The organism is Streptomyces buecherae, assembly GCF_014295035.1.
Taxonomy (GTDB): Bacteria; Actinomycetota; Actinomycetes; order Streptomycetales; family Streptomycetaceae; genus Streptomyces; species Streptomyces youssoufiensis.
This window is the reverse complement of sequence record NZ_CP060404.1, coordinates 6,369,589-6,387,581: the sequence shown is the minus strand read 5'-3', so window position 1 is coordinate 6,387,581 and position 17,993 is coordinate 6,369,589. Positions and strand designations below refer to the sequence as shown.

The window sequence follows — 17,993 nt, the reverse complement described above, 5'->3', positions numbered from 1 at the left end:
GCACGGGGTGGCGGCCGACGCGCGCCGGGCGGTCGGGCGGTTCGCGCCGGCCCGCTCCCCCGCCGGGTGGTGGATCAGGCCGGAACGTGCTGGCCGGCCGCCACCAGTTCGCGCAGGAACTCGCCGGTGGCCTTCTGGAAGCCGTCCGGGTCGTCGAAGAAGGGCACGTGGCCGGCGCGGGCCAACGTCACGGCGCGCGAACCCGGGATGCGGGCCAGCGCGTCCTCGACGACCGACTCGCTCCAGGAGAAGTCGCCGTCGCCGAGGATGAGCAGGGTGGGCGCGGTGATCCGGGACAGCAGCTCGGGATTGTCGTCCAGTTCGAGGGAGGCGAGGAAGTTCTCCTTGATGCCCTCGGCGGTGAACAGCGAGGCGAAGCTGTCGCGCAGCGCCAGGTAGGCGGGCAGGCCGCCGCCGTTGATGGTCTGGTCGCAGAAGGACATGGCGTACAGGTGGTTGAAGAACTGCGGGATGCCGCCCGAGTCCAGGCTCGCCACCCAGGAGCGGGTGACCAGCTCGCGGCGCAGGCCGCCGTTGGGCGAGAACGCCGGGCCGACCAGGACCAGGCCGGCGACGCGCTCGGGGTACCTGAGCGCGAAGTCGCGCACGATGAGGGTGGAGATCGAGGTGCCGATCAGGTACGTCCTGTCCACCTTGAGGTGGTCGAGGAGGGCCTTGAGGTCCTCGACGTGGTCCACGAAGCGGACTTTCTCCGGGCCGGGCTTGGAGTTGCCCTGGTTGCGCAGGTCGTAGTTGATGAGCTGGAAGTCGCCCTCCAACTGGGTGGTGAAGCCGTGCCAGAAGGGGCTCACCATGGCGAAGTTGTTGAGCATGACGACGGCGGGGCCCTCGCCGCGCACCTCGTAGCTCAGCTCCACACCGCCGCCGAGCGCCAGCGTCTCGTGGTCGGCGTACCGGACGTCGAGTTGTCCGAACTCCAGGTCTGCCATGTTGGTTCGTCCTCCGTTGTCATCGCACGACTGCGCGGGTGCGTAGGTGCGCTCGGCGTGGTGGGCCTGGGCGGGGTCGTGGCCGTCAGCGGCGGGACTCCCGACCGCCGTGGGCCGGGTCGGTGCCGACCCCGGCGTGCGGTCCCGGGTCCGCGGCGCGCTCGGCCGCGCAGTGCACCTCGAAGCGACATCCGCTGATGTCACCATGGCCCGCTGCGACGACCTCCACGTCAAGCCCTGCGGGCACCAGCGGCCATCCGCTGTGTCCCATGGGGCACCCCCTGTCTGCTTCGCCCGCCGACCGTGGGCTCGCCGCTTCGTCGCGGTCGGCGCACGGCCGGTGGGGAGGCATGTCGGAGCGTTGTTCGAACGCTCCGGGAACGATCCTGCTGGCCGGCGGCCAAGGCGCGTTCAAGGCGTGGAAAAGGGGTGCCCAGGGAACGGGGGTTGACTTACGCGGAGGTGCCCGCCGCGGCCGGCACGGCTCGCTCGCGCGCTCCGGGCAGGACGTGCAACGCGGCGGTCGCCGGCGCGTGTACGGGCACGGACAGCCGGATCAACACGGGGATACGGAACAGTGGCACGGCGTCCGGGCCCTCGCGCCACATCTCCGCCACGCAGTGGTCGAGAAGCTGTCCGACCAGCATCTCCGCACTCCAGGCGTCCACGCCGAGCAGCGTCGCGGCGCGCGCGATGGTGAACGGCTCGCCGCCGGCGGCCGACAGCAGCGTCAGCGCCTCGTACGCGGTCTGGTCAAGGCGCGCGCAAGCGCTGGCAAGGCGGGCCAGGACATCGAAGGAACCGGTACGCAACTGGGCGATGCGGTGGTCCTCCTCGGCCAGCCGCGCGGCGAGGTCGGTGACCGACCACATGGGCCGCGCCGCCAGCTTCTCGCCCGCGGCGCGCACCGCGAGCGGCAGGTTGCCGGTCAGCCGCACCACCTGGCGGGCCACCGCCGAGTCCGCGCCGACCCGGTGGCGGCCGGCCAGCGACGCGAACAGCTCGGCCGCCTCGTCGGTCTCCATCGGGCCGAGTTCCACGGTGGCCGCGCCCGGCAGGCCCGGCAGCCGCACCCGGGAGGTGACCAGCACCGTGCTGCCCGGGCCGCCCGGCAGCAGCGGCGCCACCTGGTCGGCCGACGTGGCGTCGTCGAGCAGGACCAGCAGCCGCCGCTCCGCGCTCCAGTTGCGGAAGATGCGCCCCAGTTCCTCGGTGTCGTCGGGCAGGTCGACCACCGGGTGCCCCAGGTCGCGCAGGAGCGCGCGCAGCACGCACGCGGGGCGCACCGGACGGTCGTCGTCGTCGTGCAGCCGCGCGTACAACTGCCCGTCGGGGAAGAGTTCGCGCAGCCGGTGCGCGGCGTGCACGGCCAGCGCGGTCTTGCCGGCGCCGGCGCCGCCGAGCACGGTGACGATACGGGGCGCGGAGCGCGCGCCGGCGGCCGGCTGCGCCAACTCCTCCAAGCGCGCCAACTCGGCGCGGCGCCCGGTGAAGTCGGCGGTGTCCACCGGGAGTTGGGCCGGTGGTCGGTGAGCCGCCACCGGGTGGGCCGCGAGGGTGGCGGCCGGCGCGGGCACGGCCGGCGACAGCGGGGCCGGCTCGGGCTGTGCGGCACCGGTGGGCGCGGTCAGCACCACCGGCTCGGCGCGCACCGCGGGCTGGTCCAGTTCGAGGGTCTCGTTGAGCACGTCCCACTGGAGCTTCTGCAACCGCTCCGACGGGTCGATCCCCAGGTCCTCGACGAGGTTGCGGCGCAGCCGGCTGAACGCGTCGAGCGCCATGCTGCGCTGGTCGGCCCGGTAGGCGGCGCGCATGAGCTGCGCCGTGAACTCCTCGTGCACCGGGTGCGCCGCGGTGAGCTGCCGCAGTTCGCCCAGCAGGCTGCGGTGCCGGCCGAGTTGCAGCTCGGCCTCGATGCGCAGTTCCAGGGCGCTGATCCGGGCCTCGGAGATCTGCGTGATCCTGGCCGCGAGCACGGGCCCCGCCTCAAGGCCGGCGAACGGGTCGCCGCGCCACAGCGCCAGCGCGGAGCGCAGCGTGGCCACCACGTTCAGCGCGTCCCCCTTGCCGAGGGCCCGCCGCGCCTGGGTGACCCGGCGCTCGAACTCCCACAGGTCCAGCTCGTCCACCAGCAGGTTGATCCGGTAGCCGTTGGGGCACGTCTCCAGCCGGTTGGTGGGGCCCGACGCGCTCTGTAGCGCCCGGCGGAGCTGGTAGACGTAGGTCTGTACGGTCTTGCGGGCGAGCCGTGGCGGCTCGTCCTCCCACAACTCCTCGATCAGCGCGGACGTCGTGACCAGCCGGTTGGCGTGGATGAGCAGCACGGCCAGGGCGCGCCGGGCCATGGGCGCCGATGGCGTGCGGCTCTCGCCCCGCTCTCTGACCTCCATCGGTCCGAGCACCCCGATGCGCAGGGCCGTCGGCTCGGTATCGGGTGTGCCCGCATAGGGCAACGCGCCGTCCTTCATGTCTTCCCCCGTGTTGCGTTGTCACATCGCGCATGGTTCCCACCGACGACTCGCGGGGCGAGTGGGCCCCGCGGGCTCACCGGGGTGGGGCTCGGCCGGCCAGTGGGTCCGGCGTGGGGCCGGGCACCGGGCCGCGGCGCTGGGCGCCCGCCGCGGTCGCGGCGCGGGCATCGGGTGTCGAGCGCCGCCACGGCTCGCCCGGTGCGGGCCGGCGGCGGCGGGTCGGGGCGGCGAGGCGCCCGACGGCGGACGGGATGGTGGTGGGTGAGGCGGTGGTGGGAGAGGCGGTGGCGTACGGGATGGCGGCGCGCGCGGCCACCTGGGTAGGTGCGCCCACTCGGCCGGGGGCGCCACGGAACCGCGCGGTGGTACGCGCCGGCGGGGCGGCCCGCGACAGCGTTGCCACGGGTGGCGTGACGGCCGGTGCCACGGGCGTGCCGGGTCTCCCGAGCGGCCCGGCGGGCGTCGCGAGCGGTCCTGCGGTGGTAGCGAGCTGCGCGGTGCGCGGGCGAGTCGTGCGCACCCGGCCGGGGGCCGACCCCGTGCCGCACCGGGGACGGGGCGATCCACCGCTTACCGCCCGGGTGCGGGCCGCTAACCGCGGACGAGGTGGCCGGGTGCTCATGGGGCTGACCGTACGGCGCGCCGCGAATCAGCGCAGTAGCACCACCGGGATCGGGTGACTAGCAGGAATTTGCCGTTGTCTTCGGCGGCCTTGTCATTGGGCGAACGAAACGACTGACAGAAATGCGGGACGCGCTTGCCGCGCACGCCCGTACCGCCCGGTTCGGGGCGGTTCCCACCGTCGACGGAAGTGGCGGATTCGCCCGCTCGATCCGCGCTACGGGCGGCGGCGCCGACCCTCGCGCGGGATAGTGGAAGAGAGAAATGAGAACGGTGACCGCTCGGTGCGGCGACACGCATCCCTGGACCCTCCATGTCTCATGCTGACGAGTTTTCCCAGCGATCCCAGTAGCTACGTGGCCAGTTGGGTCGCATCCAGTGCGTCGCGCCGGTGAATCATGGCATAGGACCCGGCCGGATTTCCATGGTGATTCCGAGGCGCCGTTCCCCCTTCGCGCCGATCAACGCCTTGTTCATTGCCGCGCCATATGACTGCCATCCCTCGGCGGCCACTGGTGTGAGCATCGGCACAGCGCCGGCATCCGGCAGGCCCGCGCGCGGCCCGTACCGACGACTGGCCGGTGCCCGCCGTCGCGAAATACGCCGCCCCCGACCACCGGCCAGGTCGCGCGGGCCGCCCCGCACCGAGCCACCGACCGGCCCGCCACGCCCGGCACCCGCCGCCCCACCAGGGCACATGCCACGCCTCGGGCGCCCGGCGACCACGTCGGAACACCCGTCGCGGGCCGGCGCCGACCCACCCCGGTCACGCGGCTGGCTCCGGGGCCTCGACCCGCAGCACCGGCGGGCACACCGCGCGCGCGAAATCCGCACCGATTGGCCGGGTATGCACCGGGCCTTTCCTCACGGCCCGTCATTACCGGTCCGTAAACGGGAGCCGGGCGGCAGAATGCGCGGCGCCAGCAACCCTGGTGCGGCGAAATGCGCTATCGCCGCCAACCCCTCGCAACACCCACCAGGCACCCCAGAAACCCCGGTTTCCCCGGCACATTTCGTGAATTCCGGCTGACGCGTTACGGGCGACGCCGGACGGGGAAGCCCGCGAAGCGGCCACGCCGCACCGGCCCATTCTCCGGCCCGTATTTCCAACCCAGCACACGACGCGCACCCAGCACGAACCGCCCCCATGGGCGCCGCCCCGAACTCATGGCGTCTTACCCGGACTTCACCGCGTCGCGCATATCACCGCGCCCCTGATCGTACGCCAGATCCCGTACGGCAACGGCCTTTCCGCCATTCACGCACCCGACGAGCCAAGGTGCCCGGACGCCATCCCCCGCGCCGAACTCCCACCGCGCGCGACAGGGAATGCGAGCGTCCCGAAAGCGCGCAATGCCCGGGGTGGCGCGGCCCGGCAACCCCACGGAAGTGACACCAGCACCGAAGACACCACCGGGCCACCCTGGGGCGCCCCACAGCGTCCGGCGGGCGGGGCGCCGCCGCCTCGCTAACCGAGCATCGCGGACGCGAGGTCCGCCAACCGCCGCCGCACCTCATCCCCCGTCAACCCCTCGACCCCCACCAGGTGTTCCACGAGGTCGGCCCGGGTCGCGGCCAGCAGGACGTGGGCGGCGTAGTCGGCGTCCGGCACGTCGGGCAGGTCCCGCAGCACGTCGCGGAGGGTCGCGTGCCACCCGACGTAGTGCCCGGCCTGGTACGGGCTGCCGCCGCCGGCGTCCTCCAGGGCCAGCGTCAGGTGCCGGTTGGCGAGCTTGAACTCCAGCACGGCGTCGAGCAGCGCCAGGGCGCGCTCCCGGGGCGCGCCACCCGGGCCGAGCGGCGGCGGCCCGGCCTCCACGGCCTGTCGCAGCGGCTCGATCCGGGCCTCGACCAGGGCGCGGATCAGCCCCGTCCGATCCCCGAACCGTCGGAAGAGGGTTCCCTTGCCGACCCCGGCCGCCGCCGCCACGTCGTCCATCGAGACGCCGCGCGGGCGCTCGCTGCGGGCGAACAGCGCGTCGGCCGCCGCCAACACGGCCTCGCGGTTGCGCGCGGCGTCCGCGCGCTCCCTCCGTACGGTCACGAAACCCTCCTCTTGCGATGCGGACCGGCGGTCCGTATATTGCCGACGAGCACAAGCGGACTATCGGTCCGCATCGTATCGGACGGAGCACTTCCGATGACCGACCCCATGACACCGGCGGACCTCTTCCGCCACGGGCTGCGCCTGCCGCTCGCCAAGGACATCGACGGCTGGGTGGCGCTGAGCGACGAGCGGGTGCTGGTCGAGTTCCCGTACGCCCCGCCCGGCTACCCCCGGCGGCTGACGGGCCGCTCCGAACTCGCCGCGTACCTGCGGGACTACCCCGCCCACATCGACCTGCGCGACGTCGCCCACCTGGAGATCCACGAGACCGCCGACCCGACGACCATCGTCGCCGAGTGGCGCGGCACCGGCCGCGTCGTGGCGACCGGCGCGCCCTACGACATGACGTACGTCGTCGTCGCGACCGCCCACCACGGGCGGTTCACGCGCTACCGCGACTACTGGAACCCGCTCGCCATCCCGGACTCGATGGCCGCCGAGCAGACCACCGCGAGGAGCGCGCCGTGACCGAGCACGAGACCGCACCGACCGCACCGACCGCCCCGCCCACCGAGATCACGGGAACCACCCTGGTCACCGGGGCCACGGGCACCACCGGCGGGCGCATCGTCCGTCGGCTCGTCTCGCTCGGGCGGCCCGTCACCGCGGCCAGCCGTGGGGCCACCGCGCCGGCGGGTGCCCGGGGCGCGCGCTTCGACTGGTACGACCCCGCCACGCACGGCGACGCCCTGCGCGGCGCGGACCGGCTGTACGTCGTCCCGCCGGTCAGCGACCCCGATCCCGCGCCGGTCGTCCTGCCGTTCCTGCGCCGGGCGCGCGCGGCCGGCGTGCGCCGCGTCGTACTCCTCAGCTCGTCCGCCGTCCGCGCCGGCGACCCGGGCGTGGGGCAGGTGCACGCCGCGCTCGGCGACCTCTTCGACACCTGGACCGTGTTGCGGCCGTCGTGGTTCATGCAGAACTTCACCGGCCACCACCCGCACGCCGACAGCGTCCGCGGCGACGGCGTGCTCACCACCGCCACCGGCACCGGCCGCGTCGGCTTCGTGGACGCCGACGACATCGCCGCGGTCGCCGTACATGCCCTGACCGACGATCCGCCACCCACCGGCGACCTGGTCATCACCGGCCCCGAGGCGCTGAGTTACGACGAGGTCGCCGCCCTGCTCAGCACGGTGACGGGCCGCCCCGTCCGCCACGCCCCGGTCGGCTTCGCCGACCTGCGCGACCGGTTGGCGGCCGAACTGCCCGTGGCGTACGCCGCGTTCCTGGCCGGGCTCGACCGTGCCATCGCCGAGGGCGCCGAGGACCGCGTCACCGACACCGTGCTGCGCGTCACGGGCCGCCCGCCCCGCACCCTCCGCGAGCACGCCCTCGCCCACCTGGTCCAGCGCCCCACGCACGTCACGCGCCCTGATCACACGCCCTGACCGTACGCGGCTGACGTACGTGCCTGATGTACACGGCTGACGTACACGCCTGGTCACGCGCCCCCGGGCGGGCAGCCCTGACCGCGCGGCCTGACGCCCCGTTCGGGGAGCCCTGAACGGGGCGGGCCAGCGCGGGCCGGTACCGGCCGGCGCGCGGTGCGCGGATCACCGCCCGGCGCGTGCGCCGTGGCGACGGCCGGGGGCGTGGCCGGTGGCCGGGCGTTGTCAGTGGTCGGTCGTAGCGTGTGAGTCGTCCCTATCCACGCTGCTGGCTGCTGCGCGATGCGGACACCGGGCCGGACCCACCCGGGTCCGGCCCGCACCCGGCCCTGCCGCCGACCGCGCGCCCGCGTGTCCCACTGACCGCTGTACGCATGTCGACTGCCGACGGAGCGGATGCTCGCCGCCTACGCGGGTCAGCCCGGCGCCCGCCGACGCGGCGCCGCGTTCACCGCCCGGCCGGGCCCTCCCCACCCGCATCACCCGCACCCGAACCACCCGCACCCGAACCACCCTCGACCGAGCCGTCCTCCGCCAGCGCGAGGCCGGCCGCGTGCGCGATGACCTCGGCCGTGGCCCGCCCGCCGGCCACCGCGTGCGCGGCCCGGGCCGGGACGCACCGCCCGCGCTCCGCGTCGAACTCGGCCATGACCACGCCCGCGTGGTCGGTCGCCAACTCCGCCTGCCGCACGGGCCAGCCGCGCCCCCGCAAGGCGGCGGCGAACTCGCGGGTGTGCTCGGCCGGCACGATGTCGTCCGCCGTCCCGTGCACCAGCCGCACGGGCAGCGGCCCGGCCGACGTGGTGGCCGACTCCGCCGACGGGCTGGCGCCGGTGGTGCGGGCGGGCCGGCCGTAGTGGCCCGCGATGCCGACGACGGCGGTCGGCCGCCACCCGTCGCTCGTCGCGGGCCGCAGCGCGAGGCCCGCCGCGGCCCCGGCCCCGGCCGACCAGCCGGCGAGCACGCACCGATCGACGTCGCCCCCGTGCGCGCCGGCGTGCTCCCGTACGAAGCGCAGCGACTCAAGCAGGTGCGCGCGCCCGCCGTCGGCGGCGTCGGAGCGCCAGTCCGGTACGTAGACGAGCAGCCCGCGCCGCGCGACCTCGCGCGCCAACGGCCGCAGGACGTCCCGTTCTTCGGGGCCGATGCCGTGCCACAGCAGGGCGACGGGCGCCGCCGCCCAGGCCCCGTCGGGGTAGTGGACATCCATGGCCAGGGCGGCGGCCCCGTAGGTGGTGGTGTGCGTCGTGGGTGGCTTGGCGGTCACGTCCTGGCGCTCCTGATCCGTCGGTGGTGGCGGACCTTCGATCCTGCCCGCACCACCGGCCGCCCCGACGACCGCCTCCGCGACACCGGCCCGACCCGCCGGAGCGCCGCGCCCCCCTGCGCCGCGCCCCGCACCGCCCCGCGCCACGCCCCTTGCCGTCGCGCAACGGCGAGGCGAACTTTCGGCGGCCCGCGTACGGGCGGTTGACGCGCGTAGCGTGCCGGCCACAGGCTAGATGCCGGCTGCCAACGAGCCGTTGGCGTGGGCCACTTCAGCCGGGGGCCGTCGGCTCCCGTGCGCGATGTGACGGTTGACGGTCGGGAGGCCGGGATGCTCAGACGCACCACACGCTTGCTTGTCTCATTTGTCATGGTCATGGCGGGTGCCGTGATCGGCGTCGGCACGACGTCGGGCACGGCACAGGCCGCCTCGTGCTACACCTGGAACCGCACCCTCTCCCAGGGCTCGTCGGGCAGCGACGTGACCCAGTTGCAGATCCGCGTGGCCGGTTGGGTGACCTCGGGCGAACGCCTCTCGTACGACGGCAACTACGGCGCGCGGACCGCCGCCGCCGTGAAGAAGTTCCAGGCCGCGTACGGGCTCAGCGCGGACGGCGTGGCGGGCCCGAAGACCTTCAGCAAGATCTACTCGCTCCAGGACGCGGACTGCACGCCGATCCACTTCACGTACGCCGAGCTGAACAAGTGCAACTCCACCTGGTCCGGCGGCGCGGTCTCGGCGACCACCGCCAAGGCAAACGCGCTGAAGACCATGTGGAAGCTGGAGGCGATGCGGCACGCGCTCGGCGACGTGCCGATCCAGATCTCCAGCGGCTTCCGCTCCCACGCCTGCAACGACGCGGTCGGCGGCGCGTCCAGCAGCCGCCACCTGTACGGCGACGCCGCCGACCTCGTCGGCTCGCCGACCCTGTGCCGCCTCGCGCAGCAGTCCAGGACGCACGGCTTCTCGGAGATCCTCGGCCCGGGCTACACCGGCCACGACGACCACACCCACGTGGCCTTCGACCCCTCACCGTTCTGGTCCGCCCCCAAGTGCGGCATCTGAACCGCACCACCCGCCCGCCCCATCGGCGAGCCCGCCCCGAGCGGCGAGCCGACGGGGCGGGCTCGCCGCTTCCCACCCCCTTCCGGCCCTGGCCGGCACCACCCGCCACCGCCTGGGGCGGCCAGGCTCCCCTGGACTTTTAGTTGTGTGGACGCAATAGTTGTAGCCACACAACGAATCGAGGTCCCGTGGCCCAGCTCGCTCCGCGCCGGCGCTGGTTGGTGCTGGCCATCTGCTGCCTGAGCCTGTTGATCGTCAGCCTCGACGTCACCGCCCTCAACGTCGCGCTGCCGTCCATCCAGCGCGACCTGGGCAGCTCGGTCTCCGGCCTGCAATGGACGGTCGACGGCTACACCCTCGTGCTGGCCAGTCTGTTGATGTTCTCGGGGTCGCTCGCCGACCGGGTGGGACGACGGCGCGTCTTCCAGGCCGGGCTGGCCGTCTTCACCACGGCCTCGCTGCTGTGCAGCCTCGCGCCGGGCCTGGGTTGGCTGATCGCCGCGCGGGTACTCCAGGCCGTCGGCGGATCGATGCTCAACCCCGTCGCCATGTCGATCATCAGCAACGTCTTCACCGACTCCCGCGAGCGCGCCCGCGCGATCGGCGTGTGGAGCGGCGTCGTCGGGATCAGCATGGCGGCCGGGCCGATCATGGGCGGCGCGCTCGTGGAGGCGGCTGGCTGGCGCGCCATCTTCTGGATCAACGTCCCCATCGGCCTGGCCGCGCTCGCGCTGACCCGGCGCTACGTACCGGAGTCCCGCGCCGCGCGTCCCCGCCGCGTCGACCCGATCGGCCAGCTCCTGGTCATCGTCCTCCTCGCGACGGTGACGTACGCGATCATCGAGTCGCCGGCCCGGGGCGGGGACTCGCCGCTCGTGGTCGCCTGCGCGCTCACCGCCCTCGGCGCGCTCCTGGGGCTCCTCTGGTACGAGCCCAGGCGCGCCGATCCCCTGGTCGACCTGCGACTGTTCCGCTCCGTGCCGTTCTCGGGGGCCACCGTCACCGCCGTCGCCGCGTTCTTCTCGCTGGGCGGCTTCCTGTTCATCAGCTCCCTCTACCTCCAGCACGTACGCGGCTTCGACCCGCTGCACGCCGGCCTGTTCATGCTGCCCATGGCCGTGATGGCGCTGGTCAGCGCGCCGCTGTCGGGGCGGATCGTCGGATCGCGCGGGCCCCGCGCGCCGCTCCTGGTGGCCGGGGCCGCGCTGGGCGCGAGCGCGACCCTCCAGGCGCTGACCTACTCCGCGCACCTCTCGGTGGCCACGTTGTTCGCCGCCTACGCGCTGTTCGGCGTCGGCTTCGGGATGGTCAACGCCCCGATCACCAACACCGCCGTGGCCTCGCTGCCGCGCTCGCGGGCCGGTGTGGCCGCCGCGATGGCCTCCACCAGCCGCCAGCTCGGCCAGGCGCTCGGGGTGGCGGTCATCGGCGCGCTGCTGGCGACCGGCGCCCACCTGGACCCGGCGGCGACCGGCCCGCACCCGGACCCGACGGCCTTCATCGACGCCAGCCGGACGGCCTGGTGGCTGATCGCCGGGTGCGGCGGCGGAATCCTGCTGGTGGGTACGCTCACCTCTGGCCGCTGGGCGCAGTCCACGGCCCGGCGCACCGCGCGGCGGCTGGCCGACGAGGAGACCCAAGCGACAGTGAAGGCCTGATGGAACGCCCACGCGAGACGGACCGACCGGTGGACGACGCCGCCACTCAGGCCGCCACCCGAGCCTGGCAGGGGCTGCACACCCTCCTGTTGGAGCGCCACAACCGTCGTAAGGAGGTCGCCGACGCGCTCGGCATGAGCTTCAGCCGCATCCGCGCCCTGCGCCGCATCGCCCCGGGCCCGCTCACGCTGCGGGACCTGGCACAGCGGATGAGCACCGACCCGCCGTACACCACCGTCATCGTCGACGACCTGGTACGACGCGGCTTCGCCGAACGCGTCACGCACCCCGTCGACCGGCGCTCCAAGCTGGTCCGCCTCACCGAGGAGGGCAAGGCCGCCGCCCACCGCGCCGCCACGATCCTCGCCACCCCGCCCGACGACCTGCTCGCCCTCCCCCGCGAGGACATCGAGGCGCTCGACCGCGTGGTGACCAGGCTCCTGGGCTGACCCGCTGTCAGCGACGGCCCGGCTACGGCGTGGGAATGCCCGCCGGGGCGCGCGGCGGGCGCCCGAAGCGGACCGGAACGCCCGGCGAGTACAGCACGCTCACCGGCCGCGCCACCGGCGCCGGCAGGCCAGCGGCGGCGATCAGGTTCTCGTCGCAGCGCAGGAGTTCGGCACGGTGCAGGGGCCAGCGGGGGTGGGTGTTCGGGAGGTACGTCGAGCGCCCGAAGAACGTGTTGTGCATGCCCCAGCGGGCGGTCAGGAAGTGTTCCAGCTCGGTGGGCTCCTCGACCGGCCCGGCGATCCGGATCGCTATCCGGCTGTACGCGCCCCGCGGCCCGGGCCAGCGCCGCCGGCTGGTGTACGTGACGGTGTCCCCGGCCCGGCGCACACTCATCCTCGACCAGAGGTAGGGGAGCCGGAACGCGGCCCGGGCGACGGCGACGGGGATCAGTCGGGACGCGTCCAACGAACGGAAGACCACCCCGCGCCGGCCATGGGCGTCCACCGAGTACAGGCGGACGTTCGTCTCCGGGAAGGTCCCGAGGTAGGGAACGCCGGGAAGACGGAACCAGCCCACCCGGTGCATCCGGAAGGCGACCAGCCCGACGTAGGTGCGCCCGTCCAACGTGTCCGGACGGGTGCCGACGGGCAACAGCGGGGCGACGACGGCGGGTTCGGCGGCCCAGTGCAGGAAGGCCAGGTCCAGCCAGGACTGCGTGAGCAGCGGGTACTCCGCCTCGTGCGGCGGGTCGGCCGTTATCGGCTCGGGAACCCTCTCCAGCGACACCATCGCCGCAGTATCCCAGGACACCACCCGGCCCCCACCGGCCGGCGCGACTACCGTGCGCGGGCCTTCGGGGCAGCCGCGTGGCCCCTTCGTGCTGGTCGACCTGCGAGCGGTGCTGTGAACCCGTGGTGAGGTGGCACCGTGCCGTCGGCGCCCCCGGTGGTGCCCGGGTGTGGTGGGCCGGTGTCCGTGCCCGGCACGTGCCGGGCACGGACACCGTACGGGGCGGCTACCGCCCCAGGGCGGCGACGCCGGCGCGGGCGAACTTCTCGTCCAGTTCGCCGCTGGGGGCGCCGGCCACGCCGATGCCCGCGATCGGGGCGCCCTTGACGGCGATCGGGGCGCCGCCGGCCAGGAACAGGGTGTTCGGGATGTCCTTCAGGTTCGGTGCCTTCTTCAGGCGGTCGGCCAGTTCGGAGGTGGGCGCGTTCCAGGAGACCGAGGTGTACGCCTTCCTGACCGCGGACTCGTAGGACTGCGGGCCCGCGCCGTCCCCGCGCAGGGTGACCACGGTGTTGCCGTTGCGGTCGACGACCGCGACGGACACCCGCTCGTTGTGCTTCCGCGCCTCGTCCAGGGCGGCCCTCGCGGCCTTGGTGGCGGCCTCGACGGACAGGTGCGTGGACTGGGTGGTGTGCGCGCTGGCGACGGCGGCGACGGGCGCGGCCTCCGGGGTCGCGGCGTTGGCGGAGAGCGCGCCGAAGGTGCCGGCCGCGAGGGTGGCGGCGACGGCGGTGCCGGTCAGGGCGCGGGCGCCACGGGAAAGCTTCTTCATCTCGGGTGTCTCCTGCTCCTCGGTGACGTGCTGTGCTCCAAGCCTGCGGTCCGTGTCCGCCCTCGCGGCTCGGCGGATCGGCCTCGTCCCCGGCGCCGGACGGCGGAGCCCCGGGTCATCCGATCGGTTGACCCGGCGGACGACGCCTCGACGGACAATGAGGGCATCCGCGCAGGTCCGGGCAGTGTCGATCCGTCCGCGTACCGCGCGGTGCACGGTGAGGAACGGCGCCGCACGCCTCGTGCGGCGCGCACGCGACCAGAACGGAGCGCACGGGTGGGCACAGCCTCCAGGGACCTCGCGGGGGCACGGCCGTGAGCTCGACCCGGGTCGGCCCCGACGAGCCGACCAGCGCGGGTGAGCGCGACTCCCGCTGGCTCTCGGCGGTCATGCACGCGGCCTTCTTCCTGCTGCTCGCCGCCTCCCTCACCCGCTACCTCATCCGGCACCCGGGGTCGCCGCACACGGTGTGGATCGTCGCGCTCAGCGCGGTCCTCGGCCTGCTCTACGCCTTCGGCCCCGCGATGGGCTCCCGTCCCACCCTGCGCAGGCTGCTGTGGCTCGGCGCCGAAGTGGCCGTCTGGGTGGTGCTCGTGGTGCTCGCTCCCAGCTTCGGGTGGTGCGCGGTGCCGCTGTTCTACACGGGGCTGCGTACGTTGCCGCCGCGCGCCGCGCTCAGCCTGGCCGCGCTGCTGACCACGTTCATGGTGGTCGCCCAGCAGCGCCTGGTATCCGGCCTGGACCCCAACCTGCTGATCGCCCCGCCCGCCGTGGCCGCGCTGGCGATCGCGGTCTTCGTCCACATGGACCGGCAGGCCGCCCGGCAGCAAGCCCTGATCGCGGACCTGGTCCGCACCCGCCGTGACCTGGCCGCCACCGAACGGCGCGAGGGCATGCTCGCCGAGCGGCAGCGGCTCGCCATGGACATCCACGACACCCTCGCGCAGGGCCTGTCCAGCCAGCGCATGCTGTTCCAGGCGGCGGAGCGGATCTGGGACACCGACCCCGCCACCGCCCGGGGCCACCTGCGCGCGGCGGCGGGCATCGCGGAGCACAACCTGGCCGAGGCCCGCCGCTTCGTCCACGACCTGGCCCCCGCCGACCTCAACGAGGGCGGTTCCCTCCCGGCGGCGCTGCGGCTGCTCGCCGCACGCGAGTCCACCGAGGAGCTGACCGTACGCTGCCGGGTCGAGGGGACCGAGACCGAACTGCCCGCTCGGGTGGAGTCGGCGCTGCTACGGATCGCACAGGGCGCCCTCGCCAACGTACGCGAGCACTCCGGTGCCCACACCGCCCAACTCACCCTCACCCACCTCGGTGACCTGGTCGCCCTCGACGTCGCGGACGACGGCCGGGGCTTCGACCCGGCCGCCGTGTCCGCCGCGGGCATGCGCGGCCACGGACTGCCCGCGATCAACGCCCGGGTACGGCAGTTGGGCGGCACCCTGACCATCGAGTCGGCACCCGGCGAGGGCACCGTCCTGTCCGCCGCGATCCCGTTGGAGAACCCATGAACGCCCCGGTCCGTCTCCTGGTCTGCGACGACCACCTCGTCGTACGGGCGGGCCTGCTGGCCCTGCTCGGCAGCGCCCCCGACATCGAGGTCGTCGGAGAGGCGGGCGGTGGCGCGGAAGCGGTCGCGCTCGCCGCGAAGCTCACCCCCGACGTCGTCCTGATGGACCTCCAACTCGGCCCCGGCATGGACGGCATCGAGGCCACCCGGCAGATCTCCGGAACCGGGGTGCGGGTGCTCGTGCTGACGACGTACGACACGGACGCCGACATCACGCGCGCCATCGAGGCCGGCGCCACCGGCTACCTGCTGAAGGCGGAGCGGCCCGAGGAGTTGTTCGCCGCGATCCACGCCGCGGCGCGGGGGCGCACCGCGCTCTCGCCACCGGTGGCCAGCCGGGTGATGGCCCGGATGCGGGCGCCCGGGCCCACGCTCACCGCCCGCGAGCTGGACATCCTGCGCCAGTTGGCGCGCGGGCTCGGCAACCGGGAGATCGCCCGCGCCCTGTTCGTCTCCGAAGCCACGGTGAAGACCCACCTCGGCCGCATCTACGACAAGCTGGGCGTGGAGACCCGCGCGGGAGCGGTAGCCGTGGCGAAGGAACAACGGTTGCTCTCCTGACGGCGCGGCCGGCCCGCCCGCGCCGTCCGAGCCCGCCGCGCGGGCGGTCCCCTCAGACGAGTTCGCCGTCGCGGGCGACGACCTGGCCGCCGTGGACGACCATGTCCCGGCGCGGCATGTCCACCACGACCTGCGGTACGCACTCGCCGCGCAGCAGGTTGAAGTCCGCCGGGTCGCCCGGCTTGAACTCCACCCGGTCCAGGCCCAGCACGTCGGCGCCGCCGTGCGTGCCAAGCGTGTGGCATCCCACCAGTTCGTCGTCGAGGCGCACCCCGGTGACCCAGCCCAGGATGTGCGTGCGGTGCAGCATGTCGGCGTTGCCGAAGGGACTCCACGCGTCGCGCACCCCGTCCGAGCCCAGGCCCACGCGCACCCCGTGCTCGCGCAGCGTCGCCAGGGGCAGGACCAGGGAGCCGCTCGGGGCGACGGTCGTCAGGGCGACGTCCTGCTCCGCCAGGTCCCTCGCCATGGTCTCCAACTCGCCCCTGTCGAGGAACGGCAGGCAGAAGACGTGGCTGACGGTCACCTTGCCGCGCAGCGACAGCGCCCTGGTGCGCTCGATGATGCCGCGCAGCACCCGGACGCCCTCCTCGTCCCGGTCGTGCAGATGGATGTCGACCCCCACGCCGTAGCGGTCGGCGAGACCGAAGACGAGATCGAGTTGTTCGTCGAGCGCGTGGTCGAAGCTGATCGGGTCGATGCCGCCGACCAGATCGGCCAGGCCGCTGCGCGCCGCCTCCTCAAGGAGCTTCGCCGTGCCGGGGGTGCGTACCACCCCGTGCTGCGGGAAGGCCACGACCTGTACGTCGAGCGCGTGCGCGAGCCGCTCGCGGGCCTCGGCGACGCCTTCGAGCCCCCGCAGGCCGTAGGCCGGGGCCACGTCGGCATGCGCCCGCATCGCGCGGGTGCCCCGCGTCACCGCGTGGGCCAGCAGGGCGTGGGCGCGCTCCGCCACCGGGCGACGCTGGCCGTGGAACAACGCGACGTCCTGCTCGCAGTACTCGGCGATACCCGAGGCCGGCTGGCGCGAGACCCAGTCGCCGCCCCAGGTCGTCTTGTCCGGGTGGATGTGGGCGTCGACGAGGCCGGCCAGCGCGATACGACCGCCGCCGTCGATGATCCGCGCGCCCGCGGGCGCGGGGCCGTCGGTGAAGCGTCCGTCGACCACCGTCAGGTCCACGGGAGTCCTCGCCCCCAACGGCCGTACGTCACGGAAGACGACCGCCTTCCCGGGACGCCCGCGGCTGCCGTGGCCGGCCGCCGCCTGCGAGGTGGGCGCGTCGGAAGCGGACGCCTGACCGGCGGACGCGGAGAGCGCGGTGCCGGCGCCCGCGAGCGCGGCGCTGGCGAGGGCGTGACGGCGGGACAGCGGAGGGGGAACCATGACCGGTCTCCTTGGGTCGAGGGGGCGGCGGCATGCGGCGCGACACCGCGCGGGGCCCGGACCCCGCCTCCAGATTTTGTATACCAAGCCCCGGAGCGGGACAAGATCACCCCGGACTCGCCGGTCCCCTTCGCGACGAAATCTCCCCATTGCCCGCCGTTCCAGGCGAGCGATCCGACTCGAATCCCCACCTGCCGACCCGCCGGGCAGCAACCCGCGTGCCCTCGGTATACACGGCCGGTGGGTGGCTACGTGTCGCCGAAGAGTGAGCGCAGGGCCACCGTGCGACTGTCCCGCACGTGCAGCAGCGTGCTGGCCGCCGCCAGTTCCTCGTCCCCCGCGGCGATGTGCCGGAACATCTCGGCGTGCTGCGCCCGCATCTGGGCCGGCTCCTCGCGCAGCCCGAACAACAACTGGAGCTGCCAGCTCAACTGCTCCATGGTCCGCGCCAACAGGGGGTTGCCGGCGAGCGCCACGATCTGCTCGTGGAACGCGGTGTGCGCGCCGACCTCCCGGTCGGCCTCCCCGGCCGCCGCGCTCTCGGCCCGCTCCAGCAACGCGCGCAGCGCGGCGAGCCCCTCCGGCTCCTTGGTCGCGGCCACGCGTCGCGCCGCCAGCCGCGACGCCTGCACGGCCAGCGGCTCCCACACCTCGTACAGGTGCCGCACGTCGACCGGCTCCAGCGTGCGCACCCGCACCCCGCTGTGCGGCGACAGTTCGAGCAGCCCCTCGGAGACGAGGGCGCGCAATGCCTCACGCACGGGCACCCGCGACATCCGCAGTTCCTCGGCCACCTCGCGCTCGACGAGCCGCGAGCCCATCGCGTAGCGCCGGTCCACGATGCGCTGCCGCACCGCCTCCCGCGCCCGCGCGCTCAACGACACCCGCCCCTCCACGGGCTCCCCCACCAGACCCGCCCCGCCGCCCGCCATCCGCA

At 74.1% G+C, this 17,993-nt stretch carries 16 protein-coding genes; 7 read left to right on the top strand and 9 right to left on the bottom strand.

Annotated elements, in window-relative coordinates; all coding sequences use genetic code 11:
• Positions 1-74: 74 nt before the first annotated feature.
• The 4 genes from H7H31_RS25295 to H7H31_RS25280 all read right to left on the bottom strand — a co-directional run bounded on the left by H7H31_RS25295 (position 75) and on the right by H7H31_RS25280 (position 6,086).
• Entirely contained in the window at positions 75-950 is an 876-nt protein-coding gene (locus tag H7H31_RS25295; protein WP_187062565.1) for an alpha/beta fold hydrolase, read from the bottom strand.
• Positions 951-1,035: 85 nt separating this feature from the next.
• On the bottom strand, positions 1,036-1,221 hold the full coding sequence (locus H7H31_RS25290) for a hypothetical protein (RefSeq protein ID WP_187062564.1): 186 nt from the start codon (positions 1,219-1,221) through the stop codon (positions 1,036-1,038).
• Between the two features lie 181 nt (positions 1,222-1,402).
• Entirely contained in the window at positions 1,403-3,418 is a 2,016-nt protein-coding gene (locus tag H7H31_RS25285) for an AfsR/SARP family transcriptional regulator (protein WP_187062563.1), read from the bottom strand.
• Positions 3,419-5,510: 2,092 nt separating this feature from the next.
• On the bottom strand, positions 5,511-6,086 hold the full coding sequence (locus H7H31_RS25280) for a TetR/AcrR family transcriptional regulator (protein WP_187062562.1): 576 nt from the start codon (positions 6,084-6,086) through the stop codon (positions 5,511-5,513).
• A gap of 96 nt (positions 6,087-6,182) precedes the next feature.
• Here H7H31_RS25280 and H7H31_RS25275 point away from each other — a divergent pair, with 96 nt between their 5' ends.
• Together H7H31_RS25275 and H7H31_RS25270 are read left to right on the top strand one after the other, a co-directional pair.
• The gene (locus tag H7H31_RS25275; RefSeq protein WP_187062561.1) at positions 6,183-6,617 is read left to right on the top strand and encodes a nuclear transport factor 2 family protein; all 435 of its coding nucleotides are present in this window, start codon (positions 6,183-6,185) and stop codon (positions 6,615-6,617) included.
• Positions 6,614-7,537, top strand: coding sequence for an NmrA family NAD(P)-binding protein (locus H7H31_RS25270; RefSeq protein WP_232110074.1), 924 nt, complete (start codon positions 6,614-6,616; stop codon positions 7,535-7,537). The genes H7H31_RS25275 and H7H31_RS25270 overlap by 4 nt, the downstream gene beginning before the upstream one ends.
• A 448-nt stretch (positions 7,538-7,985) precedes the next feature.
• Here H7H31_RS25270 and H7H31_RS25265 read toward each other — a convergent pair whose 3' ends face one another.
• Positions 7,986-8,804, bottom strand: coding sequence for an alpha/beta hydrolase fold domain-containing protein (locus H7H31_RS25265; protein WP_232110073.1), 819 nt, complete (start codon positions 8,802-8,804; stop codon positions 7,986-7,988).
• A 330-nt stretch (positions 8,805-9,134) separates the two neighbouring features.
• Here H7H31_RS25265 and H7H31_RS25260 point away from each other — a divergent pair, with 330 nt between their 5' ends.
• From H7H31_RS25260 to H7H31_RS25250, 3 genes are all read left to right on the top strand, one after another.
• Positions 9,135-9,869 (top strand): D-Ala-D-Ala carboxypeptidase family metallohydrolase, encoded by a 735-nt coding sequence (locus H7H31_RS25260; RefSeq protein WP_187062560.1) that lies wholly within the window; start codon positions 9,135-9,137, stop codon positions 9,867-9,869.
• A gap of 188 nt (positions 9,870-10,057) precedes the next feature.
• On the top strand, positions 10,058-11,527 hold the full coding sequence (locus tag H7H31_RS25255) for an MFS transporter (RefSeq protein ID WP_187061025.1): 1,470 nt from the start codon (positions 10,058-10,060) through the stop codon (positions 11,525-11,527).
• Positions 11,527-11,976, top strand: a complete 450-nt coding sequence (locus H7H31_RS25250) for a MarR family winged helix-turn-helix transcriptional regulator (protein ID WP_187061024.1) — start codon at positions 11,527-11,529, stop codon at positions 11,974-11,976. The genes H7H31_RS25255 and H7H31_RS25250 overlap by 1 nt, the downstream gene beginning before the upstream one ends.
• Positions 11,977-11,998: 22 nt before the next feature.
• On the opposite strand, the gene H7H31_RS25245 is transcribed toward H7H31_RS25250, so the two are convergent.
• Positions 11,999-12,766, bottom strand: a complete 768-nt coding sequence (locus H7H31_RS25245; protein WP_187061023.1) for a YqjF family protein — start codon at positions 12,764-12,766, stop codon at positions 11,999-12,001.
• 226 nt (positions 12,767-12,992) lie between these two features.
• The gene (locus H7H31_RS25240) at positions 12,993-13,538 is read right to left on the bottom strand and encodes a GlcG/HbpS family heme-binding protein (RefSeq protein WP_187061022.1); all 546 of its coding nucleotides are present in this window, start codon (positions 13,536-13,538) and stop codon (positions 12,993-12,995) included.
• Positions 13,539-13,927: 389 nt separating this feature from the next.
• Here H7H31_RS25240 and H7H31_RS25235 point away from each other — a divergent pair, with 389 nt between their 5' ends.
• Positions 13,928-15,052, top strand: coding sequence for a sensor histidine kinase (locus tag H7H31_RS25235; RefSeq protein WP_187061027.1), 1,125 nt, complete (start codon positions 13,928-13,930; stop codon positions 15,050-15,052).
• The gene (locus H7H31_RS25230) at positions 15,049-15,672 is read left to right on the top strand and encodes a response regulator (protein ID WP_187061021.1); all 624 of its coding nucleotides are present in this window, start codon (positions 15,049-15,051) and stop codon (positions 15,670-15,672) included. The genes H7H31_RS25235 and H7H31_RS25230 overlap by 4 nt, the downstream gene beginning before the upstream one ends.
• A 52-nt stretch (positions 15,673-15,724) precedes the next feature.
• Here H7H31_RS25230 and H7H31_RS25225 read toward each other — a convergent pair whose 3' ends face one another.
• On the bottom strand, positions 15,725-17,056 hold the full coding sequence (locus H7H31_RS25225) for an amidohydrolase (protein ID WP_187061020.1): 1,332 nt from the start codon (positions 17,054-17,056) through the stop codon (positions 15,725-15,727).
• 248 nt (positions 17,057-17,304) lie between these two features.
• Positions 17,305-17,988 (bottom strand): GntR family transcriptional regulator, encoded by a 684-nt coding sequence (locus H7H31_RS25220; protein ID WP_372456001.1) that lies wholly within the window; start codon positions 17,986-17,988, stop codon positions 17,305-17,307.
• Positions 17,989-17,993 lie beyond the last annotated feature (5 nt).

What these genes read in the sequence shown, in the direction of transcription:
- H7H31_RS25295 (WP_187062565.1), bottom strand. Translation starts at nt 950, where the DNA reads ATGGCAGACCTGGAGTTCGGACAACTCGACGTCCGGTACGCCGACCAC.
- H7H31_RS25290 (WP_187062564.1), bottom strand. Translation starts at nt 1,221, where the DNA reads ATGGGACACAGCGGATGGCCGCTGGTGCCCGCAGGGCTTGACGTGGAG.
- H7H31_RS25285 (WP_187062563.1), bottom strand. Translation starts at nt 3,418, where the DNA reads ATGAAGGACGGCGCGTTGCCCTATGCGGGCACACCCGATACCGAGCCG.
- H7H31_RS25275 (WP_187062561.1), top strand. Translation starts at nt 6,183, where the DNA reads ATGACCGACCCCATGACACCGGCGGACCTCTTCCGCCACGGGCTGCGC.
- H7H31_RS25260 (WP_187062560.1), top strand. Translation starts at nt 9,135, where the DNA reads ATGCTCAGACGCACCACACGCTTGCTTGTCTCATTTGTCATGGTCATG.
- H7H31_RS25250 (WP_187061024.1), top strand. Translation starts at nt 11,527, where the DNA reads ATGGAACGCCCACGCGAGACGGACCGACCGGTGGACGACGCCGCCACT.
- H7H31_RS25245 (WP_187061023.1), bottom strand. Translation starts at nt 12,766, where the DNA reads ATGGTGTCGCTGGAGAGGGTTCCCGAGCCGATAACGGCCGACCCGCCG.
- H7H31_RS25240 (WP_187061022.1), bottom strand. Translation starts at nt 13,538, where the DNA reads ATGAAGAAGCTTTCCCGTGGCGCCCGCGCCCTGACCGGCACCGCCGTC.
- H7H31_RS25235 (WP_187061027.1), top strand. Translation starts at nt 13,928, where the DNA reads ATGCACGCGGCCTTCTTCCTGCTGCTCGCCGCCTCCCTCACCCGCTAC.
- H7H31_RS25230 (WP_187061021.1), top strand. Translation starts at nt 15,049, where the DNA reads ATGAACGCCCCGGTCCGTCTCCTGGTCTGCGACGACCACCTCGTCGTA.
- H7H31_RS25225 (WP_187061020.1), bottom strand. Translation starts at nt 17,056, where the DNA reads ATGGTTCCCCCTCCGCTGTCCCGCCGTCACGCCCTCGCCAGCGCCGCG.
- H7H31_RS25220 (WP_372456001.1), bottom strand. Translation starts at nt 17,988, where the DNA reads ATGGCGGGCGGCGGGGCGGGTCTGGTGGGGGAGCCCGTGGAGGGGCGG.